The following is a 17188-nucleotide window of genomic DNA, read 5'->3' as shown; positions in this document are numbered from 1 at the left end:
AAGCACTTCAGCATCTAAATATTGTTAAATCTTTGCGAATAGCGGGTAAGAATCGTATTTTTACCAGCTATTTTGTTTTACTTCATGCCTGAAAAACAAAATATAACCCATACATACAGAAATAATTTAAACGAATAAATGAAAGATTTCATTCAAATATTAAAACGATTCCTTCCTCCCTACAAGAGTGATTTAATCATGAGTTTTGTGTATAACTTACTTGCAGCTATCTTTGGGGTATTCTCCTTTGTAATGATGCAACCTGTTCTCGAAATTCTTTTCGAAATGGCAAAGCCAGTCGAAGAACTCGTTCCTTGGGAGCTGAGTATCGATTCATTAAAACACAATTTCTATTATTATACTACTCAAATGAAGATCGAATATGGAGCCGATTCAGCACTCCTATTTGTCGGTTTCGTCTTGATTATTACTGCTCTTTTCAAAGTCGCTTTTACATACTTGGGTTCTTACCACACAGTTGGTATTCGCAACGGTGTCGTTCGTGATATGAGAAAACAAATTTATGATAAGATTGTTAACCTACCTATTCCATTCTTCACCGAAGAGAAAAAAGGAGATATTATTTCTCGCTCAACAGGTGATGTACAAGAGGTCGAAAACTCGGTAATGAACTCATTGGACATGTTTATTAAAAATCCAGTTTTAATCATTGTGTACCTTGTATCAATGATTATCATGAGTCCGCAGTTAACTCTCTTTAGTTTCATCCTTTTACCTATTGCCGGTTATATTATTGGGCAAATTGGGAAAAGTCTTAAAAAAACTTCTCGTTTGGGACAAAACAAAATGGGCGATTTGTTATCAACCATTGAAGAAACCCTTTCCGGACTTCGTATTATCAAGGCTTTTACAGCTGAAGATAAGGTAAAAAAACATTTTGCTACTGAAAATAACGACTACCGTCGTATTATGAATAGCCTGATGCGTAGACGTATATTGGCACATCCTGTCAGTGAATTCTTAGGTACCATTGTGATTGTCATTGTCCTTTGGTATGGTGGCCGCTTGATTCTAAATGGTGAAAGCGGGATGAATGGTGCTGGGTTTATTGCGTATTTGGTTGTTTTCTATTCAATTATTAATCCTGCAAAAGCCTTTTCAAAAGCCTTGTACAGCATTCAAAAAGGTTTAGCGGCTATGGAGCGTATCGATCAAATCTTAGATGCTGAGTCGACTATTGTTGATAAAGCCAATGCCAAATCGGTTGATAAATTCGAGAAAGCGATTGAATACAGAAACGTAAGCTTTACCTACAATGGTGAAAAACAAGTTCTGAAAAACATCAACCTTGAGATTCCAAAAGGGAAAACCGTAGCACTTGTTGGACAATCCGGATCAGGTAAAACTACTTTTGTTGACCTCTTACCACGTTTTTACGATGTGATTGAAGGTGGTATTTTCATTGATGGCGAAGATATTCGCGATTGCAAGATTGCCGATATGCGAAACCTAATGGGTAATGTAAACCAAGAATCTATCCTTTTTAACGACACCATTTTTAACAACATTGCCTTTGGTGTTGACAATGCCACACAAGAAGAGGTTGAAGCTGCAGCAAAAATTGCAAATGCTCATGATTTTATTACAGCAACTGAAGATGGTTACCAGACGAATATTGGTGATCGTGGCGGTAAACTTTCTGGTGGTCAGCGTCAGCGATTGAGTATTGCACGTGCGGTATTGAAGAACCCTCCAATTATGATTCTGGACGAGGCAACTTCTGCACTGGATACAGAATCTGAACGTTTGGTACAGGATGCTTTGGATAAGTTAATGCAAAACAGAACATCAGTTGTAATTGCTCACCGTTTATCAACAGTAAAAAATGCCGATTTAATCTGTGTTTTCCACGAGGGTGAGATTGTAGAGCGAGGCAAGCATGATGAGTTGATTAAATTGAATGGCACCTACAAAAAACTTAACGACATGCAGATGCTATAAGCATTTATTAATCGTATTTATATATAAAAAAAAAAAGATGATCCACCTCGGATCATCTTTTTTCGTTTAGACTAATTGTTAGAATTAAAATTCCTTCTTCAATTGCTCTACCCAAGTCTTAATGCGCTCATCGGTCAAAGCAGCTTGGTTCTCGATATCCAAGGCAAGTCCTAAGAATTTTCCATCACGTAAAGCTACGGAACGCTCAAAGGTATAGCCTTCGGGACTTATCAAGCCAATCACTTGAGCTCCTCGGTCTTCCAAGGCAATCGCTAATAAACCTATGGCATCTACAAAATTTTCAGGATAACCGACCTGATCGCCCAAACCGAAAAGAGCTACTTTTTTTCCTTTGAGTTTCAATTGTTCAATAGCCGGCATAAACTCATCCCAATAGTTTGGCAATTCGCCATCGAACCAAGTTGGAACGCCAAGCACCATATTATCAAAGGACAAGAAAGTATTCTCATCAATCTCCTCAGCATTTACCATTTCCACATCAAAATCTTTACCGAAAGCTTTCTTGATTTTCTCAGCATTCTTCGAAGTCTTAATGGTATTGAAGCTATATATTAATCCAATTTTCATCTCTTTATATTTTTAGAATCTGATAAAAGTTAACCGTTACTATTAAAATTACAATTTATTCGTAACATATTTACTCATTTTCAAATTAACTTATCACTCGTTTAGTAGTCTAATAAATCTTTAGCTGCAGCGTAAATTTTCTCATTGTTTGGAAGAATTGCTTTTTCCAAAATTCGATTAAATCCAACCGGAGTAAAAGTTGATCCAACTCGTTTTACAGGTGCATCCAAATGTTCAAAAGCCTCCTCTGTTACAATCGCTGCAATTTCAGCACCAAACCCGGAGAATACTTTATCTTCGTGTACTACTAATACTTTATTGGTTTTAGCAACCGACTTAAGAATGCTTTCCTTATCCAATGGAATTAAGGAACGCAAGTCCATTACCTCAACATTTCGACCCAAATCTTTGGCAATCTGATCAGCCACCTCAACACACATGTGGGTCGTGTTACCATAGGTAATAATTGTTAGGTCTGTTCCCTCGCGACGAACACGAGCTTTACCAAATGGCACCTCGAAATCATCAGGAATAACTGCAGCTGCTTTCGGATCGTTATACAAAGCCTTTGGCTCCATAAATACGGTCATCCCTTTCGAACGGATACTTGTACGAAGCAAACCTGCCGCATCATCAGCATAAGATGGGTAAACAATTCGAACACCAGGGAAAGTTGATAGAGCACCTTCAATATTCTGTGAATGATAAAGTCCTCCTCCAATATAACCACCTGAAGCTAAACGAACAGTAATATTAGGTGAATATTGGCCTTTAGTACGCCAGTATTCATGGGTTGTTTCAACAAACTGTTCCATAGCCGGCCAAAAATAATCGGCAAACTCAGCCCCTTCAACAACAATACGAATCTTATCATTAAAACGACTCATACCATTGGCCGTACCCATAATAAAATCTTCGGCAATAGGTGCATTAAACACGCGTTCAATACCAAACTCCTGTTGCATGCCTTTCGACACATTAAAAATACCTCCCTTGTCTTTGTTGGCAATATCTTGTCCCCAAATAAAAGTATCAGGATTGTGGCGGAATTCAGCTTTTAGGGTTTCATTTAAGCCCTCAATTAATTTCTTGGATTCTCCTGTTTCATTATGAAGTCCTTCCGGATATTTAGCAGCTGGATAAGCTTCAGGCATCACAAAATCGTGAACCGAATTTGGATCCGGATCCGGAGCAGTCAAACCTGCACGGTGTGCCTTCTTAACCTGTAATTTCACATCCGCTTCAATTGCTTGCAATTCCTCCTCAGTAAAACGCTCGTAACGAATTAACAAACGACGAAACTTAGCCAAAGGATCGTATTTCTGCACGTAGTTTAACTCAGCATTATCACGATACAACTCATGTTTATCCGAATTTGAATGCGAGCCCATACGCACACAGTTTGCCTGAACAATAGCCGGCATCTGATTTTCAATCGCATAAGCTTTTGCCTCTGCCATGGTATTCATCGAATCAAAAACATCTTTACCATTGCAATGGAAAATCTTCAAATATTTTAATCCTCTAAAGTTATCCGCAACCTTACGATTTGCGGTCTGATCTTTCTTAGGAACTGAGATACCATAACCATTGTCCTGGAAAACAAAAATAACGGGCAATTGTTCTTTCGAAGCTCCATTAATCGCCTCATAAACGTAACCTTCTGAAACTGAAGATTCCCCCTGAGAACTAATGGCAACACCCTTACCTTTATAATGTTTCAATGCACGCGCAATACCTACCGCATGCAAAGTATGATTCCCCGTACATGACGAAACGTTGTGCACATTCCACTCGGGTTTTGCAAAGTGATTCGACATATGACGCCCACCACCGGCAACATCAGTATCTTTTGAAATACCATTAAAAATAACCTCTTCCGCAGTTAAACCAGCAGATAACGAAGTCAACATATCACGGTAATAAGGAAACAAATGATCCGTTTTTCTATCAAATATTTGTCCAATAGCCAACTGAATACCATCATGTCCAGCATAAGGAGCATGATACGACCAGCCAATAGCTTGTTTCAAATAATTAGGCGCTTTTTCGTCAAGAGCTCGTCCTAAAGTCATTAAATTAAACCACTCAGCAAGTAGCTCTTTAGGGGTCTCCTTTATGCTATATTTTTTCTTATTTGTCATTGTAAAAGTCATTAATATATTAGTAATCTGTCTTTAAATGCTTGTCTGATCAAAGTCCGTTAAACTGCTCTGTTAAGATCAAACTCCTCCAGGTAATCGGCAATCTTTCTCAAGAAAGCACCACCCAAAGCACCATCAACCACACGGTGGTCGTAAGAAAGAGATAAGAACATTTTTTGACGTGGAACAATAACATCACCAGCAGGTGTTTCCAGTACTGCAGGTTTCTTTTCAATAGTACCAACAGCTAGGATCGCAACCTGTGGCTGATTGATTATCGGTGTTCCCATTACATTTTTAAACGATCCAAAATTTGATATTGTGAAGGTTCCACCTTGAATATCATCTGCATCTAATTTGTTGTTTCTAGCCTTATCAGCCAAAGTATTCATACCAACAGTCAAACCAAGAAGATTCTTTTGGTCTGCATTTTTAATAACAGGAACAATCAGATTACCTGATGGTAAAGCAACTGCAACGCCAATATTAATATCTTTTTTCACAATAATCTTATAGTCATCAACTGATGAATTAATCATTGGGAATTCGCGTAAAGCTTTTGAAACAGCCTCAATGATAATCGGCATAAACGTGATTTTGGTTTTCTCTTTTGCAAAGAATTCGTCTTTCACCTTGTTTCTCCAATTTACCATATCGGTTACATCGGCCTCAACCATAGCAGTAACGTGAGGTGAAGTTTGCTTCGACATTACCATATGATCAGCAATAATTCGACGCATACGATCCATCTCAATAATCTGATCGTTCGCTCCAACTGACATTGAAACCTTTGGTTTTTCGTTACTTGCAGGTGTTTTTTCTGCTACTGGCTTAACAGGTGTTTCAGCAACAATCTGAGCTTGTACCGGACTTTGTCTCTCAGCAACAAATTTCAAAACATCCTCTTTCTGTACACGACCATCTTTGCCATGTCCCACAATTGAATCCAACTCAGCTTGACTGATTTGTTCTTTTTGAGCAATTGCTTTTACCAACGGAGAATAAAAACGATCAGAATCTGATTTAATATCAACAGATTCTCTCACTACTTTTTCTTCAACAACCGAAGCTTCCAAGCTTGCTGTTTCCTGAGTCTGGCTTTCTTCTGCATCGTCACCACCACTCAAATCAATAATTGCTACAACCTCACCCACAGGTACCACATCGTCCTCTTTGTAGCGAATTTCAATCACTTTCCCAGATACAGGAGAAGGAATCTCAGAGTCCACCTTATCGGTTGCAATCTCGAAAAGCATATCATCCTCTTCAACTGTATCATTAAGATTAACAAACATTTTGGTGATGGTTGCCTCCTGAACACTCTCCCCCAACTTGGGCATTAGAATTTCAAAACTTGACATATATTCTTTGATTATTAGTTAGAATCTTTATAAATAATGAGACAAATATATCATTTATTTTTATTTAGACTCCTTAAGATTTAACTTTTTTGCAATCTCTGGATAACAACTAAGAATTCAACATTCATTATCAGCCATTTACAAAGTCACATATCACAAGTTAATGAATAATTATTAAGGAAAAAAGGCGTGATTATCAGAAGATAAAGCCTATTTTCAAAATAAGTCCTCAAATAGTTAGCGAAATCTATTATTCAAATTATTTTTGCATTCAAATAAAACAAAGCATCATGAAAGACTACAACTATACTCTGGAGATATCAGCTAATCAAGAAGAAGTATTTAATGCGCTGACAAATCCATTTCAAATTGAGTTATGGACTGGATATCCTGCAACAATGGACGATCAGGTTGGAACTGTTTTCTCATTGTGGGAAGGTGATATTTCAGGTTGCAATATTCAGGTTGTGAAAGACTACAAATTGGTTCAGGAATGGTTTTTCGGAGAAACTGAAAACCCTTCTATTGTCAGCTTTACCCTAAAAAAAGCAGGAAAAAACACCTTACTGGAATTAACACATACAAATATTCCTGACGAAGCTTATGACGAAATTGTTGAAGGCTGGCAAGATTACTATTTAGGATCGATGAAAAACTTCCTTGAGTTTTATTAAAGCTCAGTAATTTAAAACCGACATACTATATAATACTATAAAACCGCAGCTAAATTTAGTTGCGGTTTTTTAATGTCCAGCTTTTATTAAGATAAAGTGATTAATCCGATTCTTCTCTTTTAATTTATAGGCCTGAATAATTCTATTCAATCAAAACTGCATCTTTAAAAGAAGAAATTTGAGATTCATGCTGCTTGATTCAACCCCGGAAATATGAATTAATCACCATTTAACAATGAAAACAGAGAGACTGATTTTTTTTTCAAAAAAAAGTTCTCAAAATAGTCACTAGGAAATCAAATACTTACATAAACTCGCTTCTGTTTTCTAAAAAAAATATTTTCAGGAGGCTTGTATATTCGGGGAAAGCATCTATATTTGCATCGCAATAGGGAGATAACGATCACCCAATAAACATTGCAACTGGGAAGATACCAAAGTGGCCAACTGGGGCGGACTGTAACTCCGCTGACTTCGTCTTCGTAGGTTCGAATCCTGCTCTTCCCACCATATTCTGAAGCAAACAAATTTATTCGATAACGATCGATAAATTGCTAAAGATCTGCGGGAATAGCTCAGTTGATAGAGCATCAGCCTTCCAAGCTGAGGGTCGCGAGTTTGAGTCTCGTTTCCCGCTCAATTTTATTGTAAATATATTGGGGAGATACCAAAGTGGCCAACTGGGGCGGACTGTAACTCCGCTGACTTCGTCTTCGTAGGTTCGAATCCTGCTCTCCCCACTATTATTTTCCTGCGGGAATAGCTCAGTTGATAGAGCATCAGCCTTCCAAGCTGAGGGTCGCGAGTTTGAGTCTCGTTTCCCGCTCAATTCAGGAGAGATGGCAGAGTGGTCGAATGCGGTGGTCTTGAAAACCATTGTGCGGCAACGTACCGGGGGTTCGAATCCCTCTCTCTCCGCTTTAAAGCATCAAAGTTGAAAAACTTTGGTGCTTTTTTTATACCCAAAACTTTCTTCAAATATCGTCACTTGAATCAAATCTAAATTTATTAGGTCAGATTTTGAGATTCCGAATTAAATTGGGAGCTTTGTAATCCAATATTTTTCCAATGAAAGACTTCACTACTGGAAACGTAGCACGCCATATATTTAATTTTACGCTACCCATGCTTTTGGGCAATGTATTTCAGCAACTTTATAATATTGTTGATAGTATCATTGTTGGTAAAGTACTTGGTAAAGAAGCCCTGGCCTCAGTTGGTGCTTCATTTCCAATCATATTCACTTTAATTGCTCTCCTGATTGGTATTGGATCAGGGTTCTCCATCGTCATATCCCAATTTTATGGCGCTAAGGATATCGATCGGGTGAAACGATCAATCGACACCATGTATATCTTTTTATTCGTCGCCGGTTTTATCATTTCTATTCTTAGCATCATTTTTAGCGAAGATCTATTCAAACTGCTGCAATTACCCGAAGAGCTAATGCCCCAGGCCACCATCTATTTAAACATCTATATGGCCGGGATGATTCTTTTCTTCGGTTTTAACGGAACAAGTTCAGTTCTGCGCGGATTAGGTGATTCAAAAACACCCCTTTATTTTCTAATACTGGCTTCGATATTAAACATTGTATTCGATATGCTTTTTGTCATGGTATTTAAATGGGGAATTGGCGGGGCAGCCTGGGCCACAGTATTAGCTCAAGGCATCGCTTTTATTGCTGCCTTACTATACCTAAATCGCAGCCATAAGATTATGAAATTTGCTTTAACCAAGCTCAGGTTTGATAAAGAATTATTTTATAAGAGTCTAAAAATCGGCTTACCATCGGGGCTACAACATACATTTGTGGCTATGGGAATGATGGCTCTACTAGGAATCGTAAATACCTTTGGGACCGATGTGATTGCTGCTTATACAGCAGCTGGAAGAATTGATTCATTAGCCATGATGCCGGCCATGAATTTCTCACAAGCTGTTGCCGCCTTCGTAGGACAAAACCTGGGGGCGAATAAAATCGACCGCGTCAGAAAGGGATTTAAAGCCACCTTTATCATGTCTAATATCTTTTGTTTGGCGATGACAGCACTCATCGTCATTTTTGGAGGAGATTTAATGCGACTGTTTACAACAGATCAACAAGTAATAGAAATTGGTCAGAACTATTTGATTATTGTGAGTTCATTCTACCTAATCTTTTCTTCTATGTTCACCATACATGGTGTTCTGCGTGGAGCTGGAGATACACTAATTCCTATGTTTATCACTCTATTTTCGCTGTGGATTATCAGAATTCCTGCTGCATATTTCCTATCCTCAAAAATTGGTGAAGATGGTATCTGGTGGTCAATCCCTATGGGCTGGGTCATTGGGATGAGCTTTTCATATTTCTATTACCGAACCGGAAAATGGAAAACTAAAGCTGTTGTGAAATATTAAACCCCTGTTGTGATCAATGAAAGCTAAGTTCAAATAACTTAGCTGACTGTCTATTTGCAAATCGCATTCAAAGCCTTACCTTTGCAAAAATCAACTTACGCTACTATGTTAACATCGATGACGGGCTTCGGAAAAGCCACTCTTGAATTGGAGAACAAAAAAGTTTCCATTGAAATAAAATCCCTTAACAGCAAACAGCTCGATATCTTCACGCGAATCCCTAACTTATATAAGGAAAAAGATTTGGTGCTTCGTAATGATATTAAAAAGCAACTGGAGCGTGGTAAGGTTGAACTTTCAATCTTTATTGAGAGTGTTGGTGCTGAAAAAGAGACAAAAATCAATCAACCCATTGTTGAAGCATACTATCGTCAACTTCAGGACTTATCTGAGAAATTGAATATCTCAATTGATAATGAACCACTGTTAAACACAATTATCAAACTTCCGGATACATTAAAAGTTGAATACCAAACTTTGGATGAAAATGAGTGGGAATTGATACACAAAGGTGCACAATCTGCTATAGAAGAATTAATCCAATTCAGAACCCAGGAAGGGACTGCTCTTGAGGAAGATATTTTTTCCAGAATCCATATTATTGAAGATCTGCTTTCACAGGTTCCTCAATTTGAAGAAGACAGAATCAATACAATCAAAACAAGAATAAACGACAATTTAAACGAATTTGTTGAAAAGCAACATATCGATAAAAATCGTTTTGAACAAGAAATGATTTATTACCTTGAGAAGTTTGATATTACTGAAGAAAAAGTACGCCTGGCCAATCACTGCAAATACTTTATCGAAACAGCTCAAACTCACGAATCAATTGGTAAAAAATTAGGCTTTATTGCTCAGGAAATTGGTAGAGAAATCAATACCCTAGGTTCAAAAGCTAACGATACCAATCTTCAGAAAATTGTCATTCAAATGAAAGACGAATTGGAAAAAATAAAAGAACAATTACTGAACGTGCTATAAATTAAGCACATCTATATACATCAAGAAATTTCGAATACTCATATCCCGATTCATTTCGGGATTTTCATATTATTAAAATGTCTGGCAAACTCCTTATATTTTCTGCTCCTAGCGGAGCTGGAAAAACGACTATCGTTAAGCACCTACTGACACAAAATTTCAATCTTGAATTCTCAATTTCGGCTACAAACCGCCCTATGAGACCCAATGAGGTTGATGGTAAAGATTATCATTTTTTAAGCACTGAAGATTTTCAAGCTAAAATAGCAAACGATGAATTTCTGGAATGGGAAGAAGTGTATAAAGGTTGTTTCTATGGCACCCTTAAAAGTGAAGTTGATCGTATTACAGCCAATGGCAACAATGTGATTTTTGATGTTGATGTTGTGGGTGGCCTTAATATTAAAAAATATTACGAAGACAAAGCACTGGCTGTTTTCATTCAACCCCCTTCGGTAGAGGAATTGGAAAACCGATTGAGAGGTCGTTCTACCGATAGTGAAGATGTCATTCGGAATCGAGTTGATAAATTTATATATGAACTTAGCTACGCGAATCGTTTTGACATCATTATCGTAAATGATAAACTTGAGGATGCCCTGACAGAAGCAGAAGAAACACTAAAGAAGTTTTTAAAATAAAATATTGATATTATGCCGTGATGTATGCGACAATCATATTTCACGGCTTTTTTTCTCTTATAAAGAAATTGAAACAACGATGAAAATTGGACTCTTTTTTGGATCATTTAATCCTATTCACATTGGACATTTAGCTATTGCGAATTTTATGGCTGAGTATACTGATCTGGAAGAAATTTGGTTCGTCGTGAGTCCTCATAATCCCCTTAAAAATAAGGCCAGCCTTTTGGCTGATCACCACCGGTTAGAACTCGTAAAACTATCCATTGAAACCTATCCTCAGTTTAAAGCTTCAAACATTGAATTTGGATTACCTCAACCCTCATTCACCATTGATACACTTAGCTATTTAAAAGAAAAACACAGCAAGCATCAATTCTCGTTAATTGTTGGTTCCGATAACCTGAGTAGCTTTACCAAGTGGAAAAACTACGAGTTACTTTTACAAAATCATGAACTTTACGTCTACCCTCGCCCGGGTTTTAAAGATGAAGATGTTAATCTACCAGGCATTATACATATTGTTCCTGCTCCCTTAATGGAAGTTTCATCAAGTTTTATTCGTCAGGCAATCAAAGAAAAGAAAGAAATCCCTTTCTTCTTACCAGCTCAGGCATACCAATATATCAAAGAAATGCACTTCTACGAAAAATAATAAGCCATCTTGTAAAAAACATAATTACAACTTGGATAAAATCTATTTAATTTATAATTTAGTTAACATTTTATAAATTAAAACTAATAGGCTGTGACAATTCTGAATATACTGGAAAATAGAAATTAGTATAATTGAAAAGAACAAACCCATTTATTTCTCTCAAACTGAGCAACAGAAATTTGGTCTTCACTTTACATTTTACGTGTCGCTTATCTTTTTATTATTAGGAATTACATTTGCTCTATTAAGCTCAATACAAATCTTAGGATTTAATGCAAGGTGGATGAATTCAGGTTTATTTTATTTATGTACACTTTCATTTCAGTTGAAGGTATTTGGTTATGAAAAATATATGGTTCTAAAAAAACACAAGAACTATCTCAAACAAGTTCTTTATCAAACCACAAATTCCAAAGCAGTACTTCCTGATTCTTTTAATGCTGAATTTGAAAACGTATTAAAATCCAACACCCTCATTATAATGAATGCTTTGTTGATTTCTTTAAGTTTATTAGGAGGCATCTGCTTTTTAGAAAATTTGGGCATTTGGATGTATTTTGACTTGGCAGTCTTTTTAATATGGAGTATATACGGACTTTTCTGTTTTCATAAAATACACATGCTCAAACAAACGATTTCTGCTTTCAAAATACAAATAAGACATTTAATCTAAATGTATTAAATAAGAAATCCCTATTAAGATGACACTCAATAGGGATTTAAAATATCTTACACAATTCTCTTATAGAGTAAAAGCAAAACTAAAAAGTAAACGTTCACTTACCGGATTCAAACTTACACCTGCACGAACAGGTAAAGAATATTGCTCGCTAAATTTAATTTTATCATACACAGTCATCCCCATGTTTACGATATTCATTTCATCGGCATAAAAACCTTTTGCCGGAGTCATGCCCAGTGCCCACGCAACTTTTTTACCTCCAATAAAATTCGAATAACCTAACTCCAAATAAGTTGAATAACGCTGATCATTATTCGCATCACGATCATATTCACCATAAAAGAAAACTGAAGCCATTACAGAAACCGGGAATTTCTCACAGCCTTTATACTTAGCCACAGCGTCGAAAAAATGAACGCTTTTATCGCTATCAAAATCGAAGAATTTTGAATCTTTAAAGTCGACATTAGGACAATAAAAATCGTACAGACTGAATTGAAACAAAGGTGTGTTGTACTGAATATAAAAATCCACCTCTTGATAAGACTCATCCAAAGCATACGATCCCCAAACGCCATAAGAAAACTTACCTGTATTGAAATTTAAAGTTGGTTCAATACAAGGCGCATTGCCCGAGAAACGTGCACGCCATACATGTCGACTGACTACATCTACGCTTAATGACACATCCGTTTTTTTTAACGCCTCTTCTGCATATGCAGTCATAGTCAATAAGACTGCTATTGATAGCAATAGCAAACTTCTAAAAATTCTCATTCTTTTTTTTTGTGTTGGTTGTTTTAAAGCTTGTCTGATTTCGAAAACAAAACATGATAAAAATCACCAAAGACCCTGAAATACAAGGCTTCAGTAAAATCTCATTTTATCAAAATCGATGCAAAAGTAAAAGAAAAATTTATGTCAGAAGTATGAAGCTTAAAAAAAATAATATTTTTTTAATCAGCTCATGACAAACCAAGTCAACTAAAATAATAAAACACTGATAACAAGTGGAAAAGAAGGGCATCAATAAGAAAATACTGATGGTTTTAAAATAGGGATATGTTTACATCACTTCGTAATAGTCGGGCATCACGAACATTAATATCAAATAAACAATCAGGCCAGGGAAACCAGCACTAAAAATAGAAAGTAAAACATAAACTACGCGTACAATCGTAATATCTAAACCCAAATATTCAGCGATTCCGGCACATACACCGGCAATCATTTTATTGGATGATCGTTTTAACTTTTTTTTCATTACACTAAAATTTGAAACCGAAAATCTCACAAGAAACAAATGCAAGATTATCGGCTTTCATAAAATCATTTAAACTAATCGTCAAACTCTTCATCGTAAAGATCTTCCTGACTTTCCAATTCATCATTATAGAAAGTTTCGGCCTCATCCATAAGATCCTCGATTATTTCTTGCTCTTTAGGTTCTTCATCAAGCCAATACACAGTCTGACTGGAATTAAAGTCTTCTACATCGCATTCGATGATGCAACGAGGTTCCTTTGTATGAATGATAAACAAAGTGTCTGGTAATTCTTGTGAATTATCCGCTAATAAAAATTTAGGTAGCATAATTGTAGTTTTATAAAAGCTTATCACAAAGATATACATACAAAACTTCTAAAGACAACAAAATCAGTAGAAAAAGAAAAAAAAATTCTTCTTTCATTATAAAAAATTGTTTTTATGATTCTTATATCATACTCATCCTAAAAGTATTCAACTTTTATATATGTCATGATCACAACAATTTAACAAAACCTTTTTTCAATAATTATTTACAGGCAAGGTTTTAAAATAGAATCTTTAAACAAGCAAGCTGACAGAATATAAAGACCAGTCATGCTGGCCTTTATATTCTATTAATAAGTTAGTTATTTAATTTAAATCGAACGAGACGTAAAGGTACACCTGAAGTATTTTTCAAATTTTGTAAAGCATAAATGTAGCCATCTCGAAATACCATTTTCGAAGGCGTAATCTGCAAATCGTAATCATCACATACAAAACTACTCTGGCTTATAAACTGACCGCCTTCTTTATAAATCCACACATTAAATTTATTTGCACTAACCTCTTTAGGGAATTCAAAGAATAAAAGATTACCATCAGAATCCTTAATGATATTCGAAAATACAGGTACAGCCAAAGGCTTTGATATATTCTTTAAATCATCTTCCATCTCTCTAATTACCTTGTTTAATGCTGCCTGATTTTCTTCAGGAGTGACCCAATTTGCAAATCTTGGATTCTTTATGCTCTTGTATTTCGCAATTGCTTTAGACTGAATTGCCTTTTGTTCCTCAATCGAAATATAATTACGGGCCCATTCTATCTTTTGTTCTGACTTGAGCTTACCATTAAAATCATAGACAAGAACTTCACCTGTATCAGGAATGGCAATGACTAATTCGTCTCCTGAAATAGCAATTTTAGGATGAGATGTTAACCCCTGATCGTTTGTCAATGGCATTGTATTGATTGAAAACATACCATTTCCCTTAAACGCATAGCTATATTGAAACATCGTTGTATGTTCTTTTGCATGAGACCTGTCGGTAAAATGCTCCCATATTACCTTTTCTTCATTGGTTTCATAATCAACAATAGATACAAAATCTCTAAACTGATTTTCCCAAATCACCCATCCGGAAACAGCAATTTTTGTATCACCAATTGGAATCATTTGTTTTGCCATATAGTCCAGCTTCAAAGTTTTGATGTAATTCCCATCAAAATCGCAGCAGACCATATTTCCCATATTATCAAGCTTTGTAAATAGATTGTTATTGATAACACCTTCAATGGGATCAATGCGTTTGAATTGTTTACCCTTACTGTTTCTAATTCCAAACTCTTTCACAAACGTTCCATTAGGGGCAAATTTGCTATAGTAATTTCGATATTGATGATTCACAAGAACCGATCCATCAGGTAATAATTTCAAGGATTTTCTATTTCCCATCGGCGTATTATAAATGGTATCATAGTAAGTCTTAAATACCTGATTCCAATTGTTATTTAAAGCGTACTCCGTATCCGGCGTTAATTTAACCAGGCCCTTTTTATAAATATCAATTAGTTTTTGCGCTGACACAGACATTATTATTGCTGAAAGCAAAATTGTTAATACAAATTTTCTCATTTTGTCATTATTAAATTAAACAAATGCATAGCTTTTTCTGAATTCTATTTTACATGGAATTCAGTTACTTTACCAGTGGGATCAACAACATGAATCATCATTTTTTGCTGATCGACAGGTAAGTTTGCGTCGAAATCGTCATCAAAACTTTCCAACATCGTAATTTCATCCTGATCAAAATCTCCTTTATTGGGAAAAGTCAAAACAAAAAACGACAACAAGCAAGCTGCTGACAAAGCATAAATCATTCTCATCTTCAAAACAGGACGTCTTCTATTAATCTGATGAGGAATGTTTATTTTTGGTATTTCAATATAATTCTCTTGATGTTCACTCAGAGCCAATTTAATGTCGTCTGCAAGCTTCTGCTGAGCTTCGACTCGACTCGCACATTGCTCACATTTTGACAAATGATTTTTGATCAAAACAGATTCATCCAAATTTGTTTCGCAATCAATAAACCGCTGAATAGACTCATTAGTTATACAATTCATCATATTGATATATTAGTTTCTGTTCAATCTTCTTTAATAGTCTTGATAATGTTTTCCCTACTGATGAAAATTTCATTTCAGTAACTTCGGCTATCTCTTTATATGATAATCCTTCGCTATACAATACAATCAAGAACTTTTCCTGAGGTTTCAACTTATCTATTGCCTTATTCAGAACCGCTTTCATCTCAGAATGATCTGTATTGTACTCTTCTATTTCACATGAATCAAGCAGATCTAATGCTACAAACCGTTTTTTATCACGCCAATAGTCTATACATTTATTATAAGTTGCTCTATACAACCAACTTTTAGGATAACGAACCACATCACCACTATTCACCTTATCAAAAAAATAAATAAAAACTTCTTGTACAATGTCGGCTACAACATCAACATCGTAAACCATTTTTCGCGCAACACGAAACATAGCCTCATAATTATCTGTATATATTTTTTCGAATGTCTCCAATAAACGGCTTTTAATACTTAGTCGGAATAAAATAGCATTTGTGACAATTTTATTTAACTTTTGTTTGATTTTATTTTCAAAATATCAATTCAGAAATCCATTTTAAAATTAACATAGATTTTACAATAACTTTTTAAAAGTATAAAAAGCTGTAACTTTTTTCAGCCACTTAGCGTCATACATACAGATTAACATTTTCACACAACAAATATTTAATAATATGAAACAAATTAACCGAATTAGTTTATTCCTAATCGCTATTATATTAGGAACAACATCGTGTATAAACGCACAATTTTCTGGCGAAAAAGGTAATGGAAACGTCGTAAAACAAGATCGAGAGATTGGACATTTCTCAGCAATTTCGGCTGGTACCGGCCTTGATGTTTTTGTTGTACAAGGCGATAAAGAAGCCATTACTGTTGAAGCTGACGAAAACTTACAGGACAATATTATTACAGAAGTTCGAGGCGATAAATTAGTGGTCAAAGTTGAAGACCGTATTCGCAGAGCAACAGCAATGTCAGTATATATTACTTTAGTTGATGTTAACGAAATTCACATCTCAAGTGGGTGTGATTTTAAAACAAAATCGACAATTAATACCAAAAACTTAGATATTGAAGTAAGCTCAGGTGCCGATGCAAAACTTGACATTCACGCCGACCAGCTTTCTTGTTCAGTAAGTTCAGGTGCAGATGCTGACCTTTGGGGAACTGCCAACTATTTTTATGGAAAAGCCAGTAGTGGCAGCGATTTAAATGCTCGTGAACTAAGCGCTAAAGTTTGCAAAGCAAAGGCATCAAGTGGTGCAGATGTTACAGTGAACGCAACTGAAGAAATTGAAGCCTCAGCAAGTTCTGGTGGAGACGTAAACTATTATGGAAATCCGTCAAAAGTTGACGTAAATACATCTAGCGGTGGAGATGTTAATCGACGCTAATACTCAATCGCTAAAA

General features: G+C 35.8%; 17 protein-coding genes and 5 tRNA genes. 13 read left to right on the top strand and 9 right to left on the bottom strand.

Annotated elements, in window-relative coordinates:
• Positions 1–138: 138 nt before the first annotated feature.
• Positions 139–1962, top strand: coding sequence for an ABC transporter ATP-binding protein (locus EO244_RS04690; protein ID WP_129253450.1), 1824 nt, complete (start codon positions 139–141; stop codon positions 1960–1962).
• Between the two features lie 84 nt (positions 1963–2046).
• Here EO244_RS04690 and EO244_RS04685 read toward each other — a convergent pair whose 3' ends face one another.
• The 3 genes from EO244_RS04685 to EO244_RS04675 form a co-directional block, all read right to left on the bottom strand.
• A complete protein-coding gene (locus tag EO244_RS04685; protein ID WP_129253448.1) occupies positions 2047–2550 on the bottom strand; it encodes a flavodoxin in 504 nt (167 codons plus the stop codon).
• 101 nt (positions 2551–2651) lie between these two features.
• Complete coding sequence (locus EO244_RS04680) at positions 2652–4694, bottom strand: alpha-ketoacid dehydrogenase subunit alpha/beta (RefSeq protein WP_129253446.1); 2043 nt, start codon at positions 4692–4694, stop codon at positions 2652–2654.
• Between the two features lie 59 nt (positions 4695–4753).
• Positions 4754–6055: a dihydrolipoamide acetyltransferase family protein gene (locus EO244_RS04675; protein WP_129253445.1), complete on the bottom strand. Its 1302-nt coding sequence runs from the start codon at positions 6053–6055 to the stop codon at positions 4754–4756.
• A gap of 290 nt (positions 6056–6345) precedes the next feature.
• On the opposite strand from EO244_RS04675, the gene EO244_RS04670 reads away from it, so the two are divergent.
• The 11 genes from EO244_RS04670 (at position 6346) to EO244_RS04620 (ending at position 12088) form a co-directional block, all read left to right on the top strand.
• The gene (locus tag EO244_RS04670) at positions 6346–6729 is read left to right on the top strand and encodes an SRPBCC domain-containing protein (RefSeq protein WP_129253443.1); all 384 of its coding nucleotides are present in this window, start codon (positions 6346–6348) and stop codon (positions 6727–6729) included.
• 425 nt (positions 6730–7154) lie between these two features.
• A tRNA-Tyr gene (locus EO244_RS04665) sits at positions 7155–7239 on the top strand.
• Positions 7240–7293: 54 nt separating this feature from the next.
• Positions 7294–7366 (top strand) — tRNA-Gly (locus EO244_RS04660).
• A gap of 21 nt (positions 7367–7387) precedes the next feature.
• A tRNA-Tyr gene (locus EO244_RS04655) sits at positions 7388–7469 on the top strand.
• A gap of 13 nt (positions 7470–7482) precedes the next feature.
• Positions 7483–7555, top strand: a tRNA-Gly gene (locus EO244_RS04650).
• Positions 7556–7562: 7 nt separating this feature from the next.
• Positions 7563–7647 (top strand) — tRNA-Ser (locus EO244_RS04645).
• Positions 7648–7797: 150 nt separating this feature from the next.
• The gene (locus EO244_RS04640; protein WP_129253441.1) at positions 7798–9132 is read left to right on the top strand and encodes an MATE family efflux transporter; all 1335 of its coding nucleotides are present in this window, start codon (positions 7798–7800) and stop codon (positions 9130–9132) included.
• Between the two features lie 81 nt (positions 9133–9213).
• On the top strand, positions 9214–10116 hold the full coding sequence (locus EO244_RS04635) for a YicC/YloC family endoribonuclease (protein WP_241687937.1): 903 nt from the start codon (positions 9214–9216) through the stop codon (positions 10114–10116).
• Between the two features lie 77 nt (positions 10117–10193).
• The gene (gene gmk, locus EO244_RS04630) at positions 10194–10757 is read left to right on the top strand and encodes a guanylate kinase (protein WP_129253437.1); all 564 of its coding nucleotides are present in this window, start codon (positions 10194–10196) and stop codon (positions 10755–10757) included.
• 79 nt (positions 10758–10836) lie between these two features.
• Entirely contained in the window at positions 10837–11412 is a 576-nt protein-coding gene (nadD, locus tag EO244_RS04625) for a nicotinate (nicotinamide) nucleotide adenylyltransferase (protein WP_129253435.1), read from the top strand.
• A gap of 286 nt (positions 11413–11698) precedes the next feature.
• Positions 11699–12088 (top strand): hypothetical protein, encoded by a 390-nt coding sequence (locus tag EO244_RS04620; protein ID WP_129253434.1) that lies wholly within the window; start codon positions 11699–11701, stop codon positions 12086–12088.
• Positions 12089–12157: 69 nt separating this feature from the next.
• On the opposite strand, the gene EO244_RS04615 is transcribed toward EO244_RS04620, so the two are convergent.
• From EO244_RS04615 to EO244_RS04590, 6 genes are all read right to left on the bottom strand, one after another.
• On the bottom strand, positions 12158–12874 hold the full coding sequence (locus tag EO244_RS04615; RefSeq protein WP_129253432.1) for a hypothetical protein: 717 nt from the start codon (positions 12872–12874) through the stop codon (positions 12158–12160).
• Positions 12875–13163: 289 nt separating this feature from the next.
• Positions 13164–13361, bottom strand: a complete 198-nt coding sequence (locus EO244_RS04610) for a PspC domain-containing protein (protein ID WP_129253430.1) — start codon at positions 13359–13361, stop codon at positions 13164–13166.
• Between the two features lie 74 nt (positions 13362–13435).
• The gene (locus EO244_RS04605; protein ID WP_129253428.1) at positions 13436–13690 is read right to left on the bottom strand and encodes a hypothetical protein; all 255 of its coding nucleotides are present in this window, start codon (positions 13688–13690) and stop codon (positions 13436–13438) included.
• A 298-nt stretch (positions 13691–13988) separates the two neighbouring features.
• Positions 13989–15263 (bottom strand): hypothetical protein, encoded by a 1275-nt coding sequence (locus EO244_RS04600; RefSeq protein WP_129253426.1) that lies wholly within the window; start codon positions 15261–15263, stop codon positions 13989–13991.
• A gap of 44 nt (positions 15264–15307) precedes the next feature.
• Entirely contained in the window at positions 15308–15760 is a 453-nt protein-coding gene (locus EO244_RS04595) for an anti-sigma factor family protein (protein ID WP_164977403.1), read from the bottom strand.
• The gene (locus tag EO244_RS04590) at positions 15741–16229 is read right to left on the bottom strand and encodes an RNA polymerase sigma factor (RefSeq protein WP_129253422.1); all 489 of its coding nucleotides are present in this window, start codon (positions 16227–16229) and stop codon (positions 15741–15743) included. Before EO244_RS04590 ends, EO244_RS04595 begins: the two co-directional genes overlap by 20 nt.
• 220 nt (positions 16230–16449) lie before the next feature.
• Here EO244_RS04590 and EO244_RS04585 point away from each other — a divergent pair, with 220 nt between their 5' ends.
• Positions 16450–17172 (top strand): head GIN domain-containing protein, encoded by a 723-nt coding sequence (locus EO244_RS04585; protein ID WP_129253420.1) that lies wholly within the window; start codon positions 16450–16452, stop codon positions 17170–17172.
• Positions 17173–17188 lie beyond the last annotated feature (16 nt).

This window comes from Ancylomarina salipaludis (assembly GCF_004122035.1).
Classification (GTDB): domain Bacteria; phylum Bacteroidota; class Bacteroidia; order Bacteroidales; family Marinifilaceae; genus Ancylomarina; species Ancylomarina salipaludis.
This window is presented reverse-complemented; position numbering and strand designations above follow the sequence as displayed.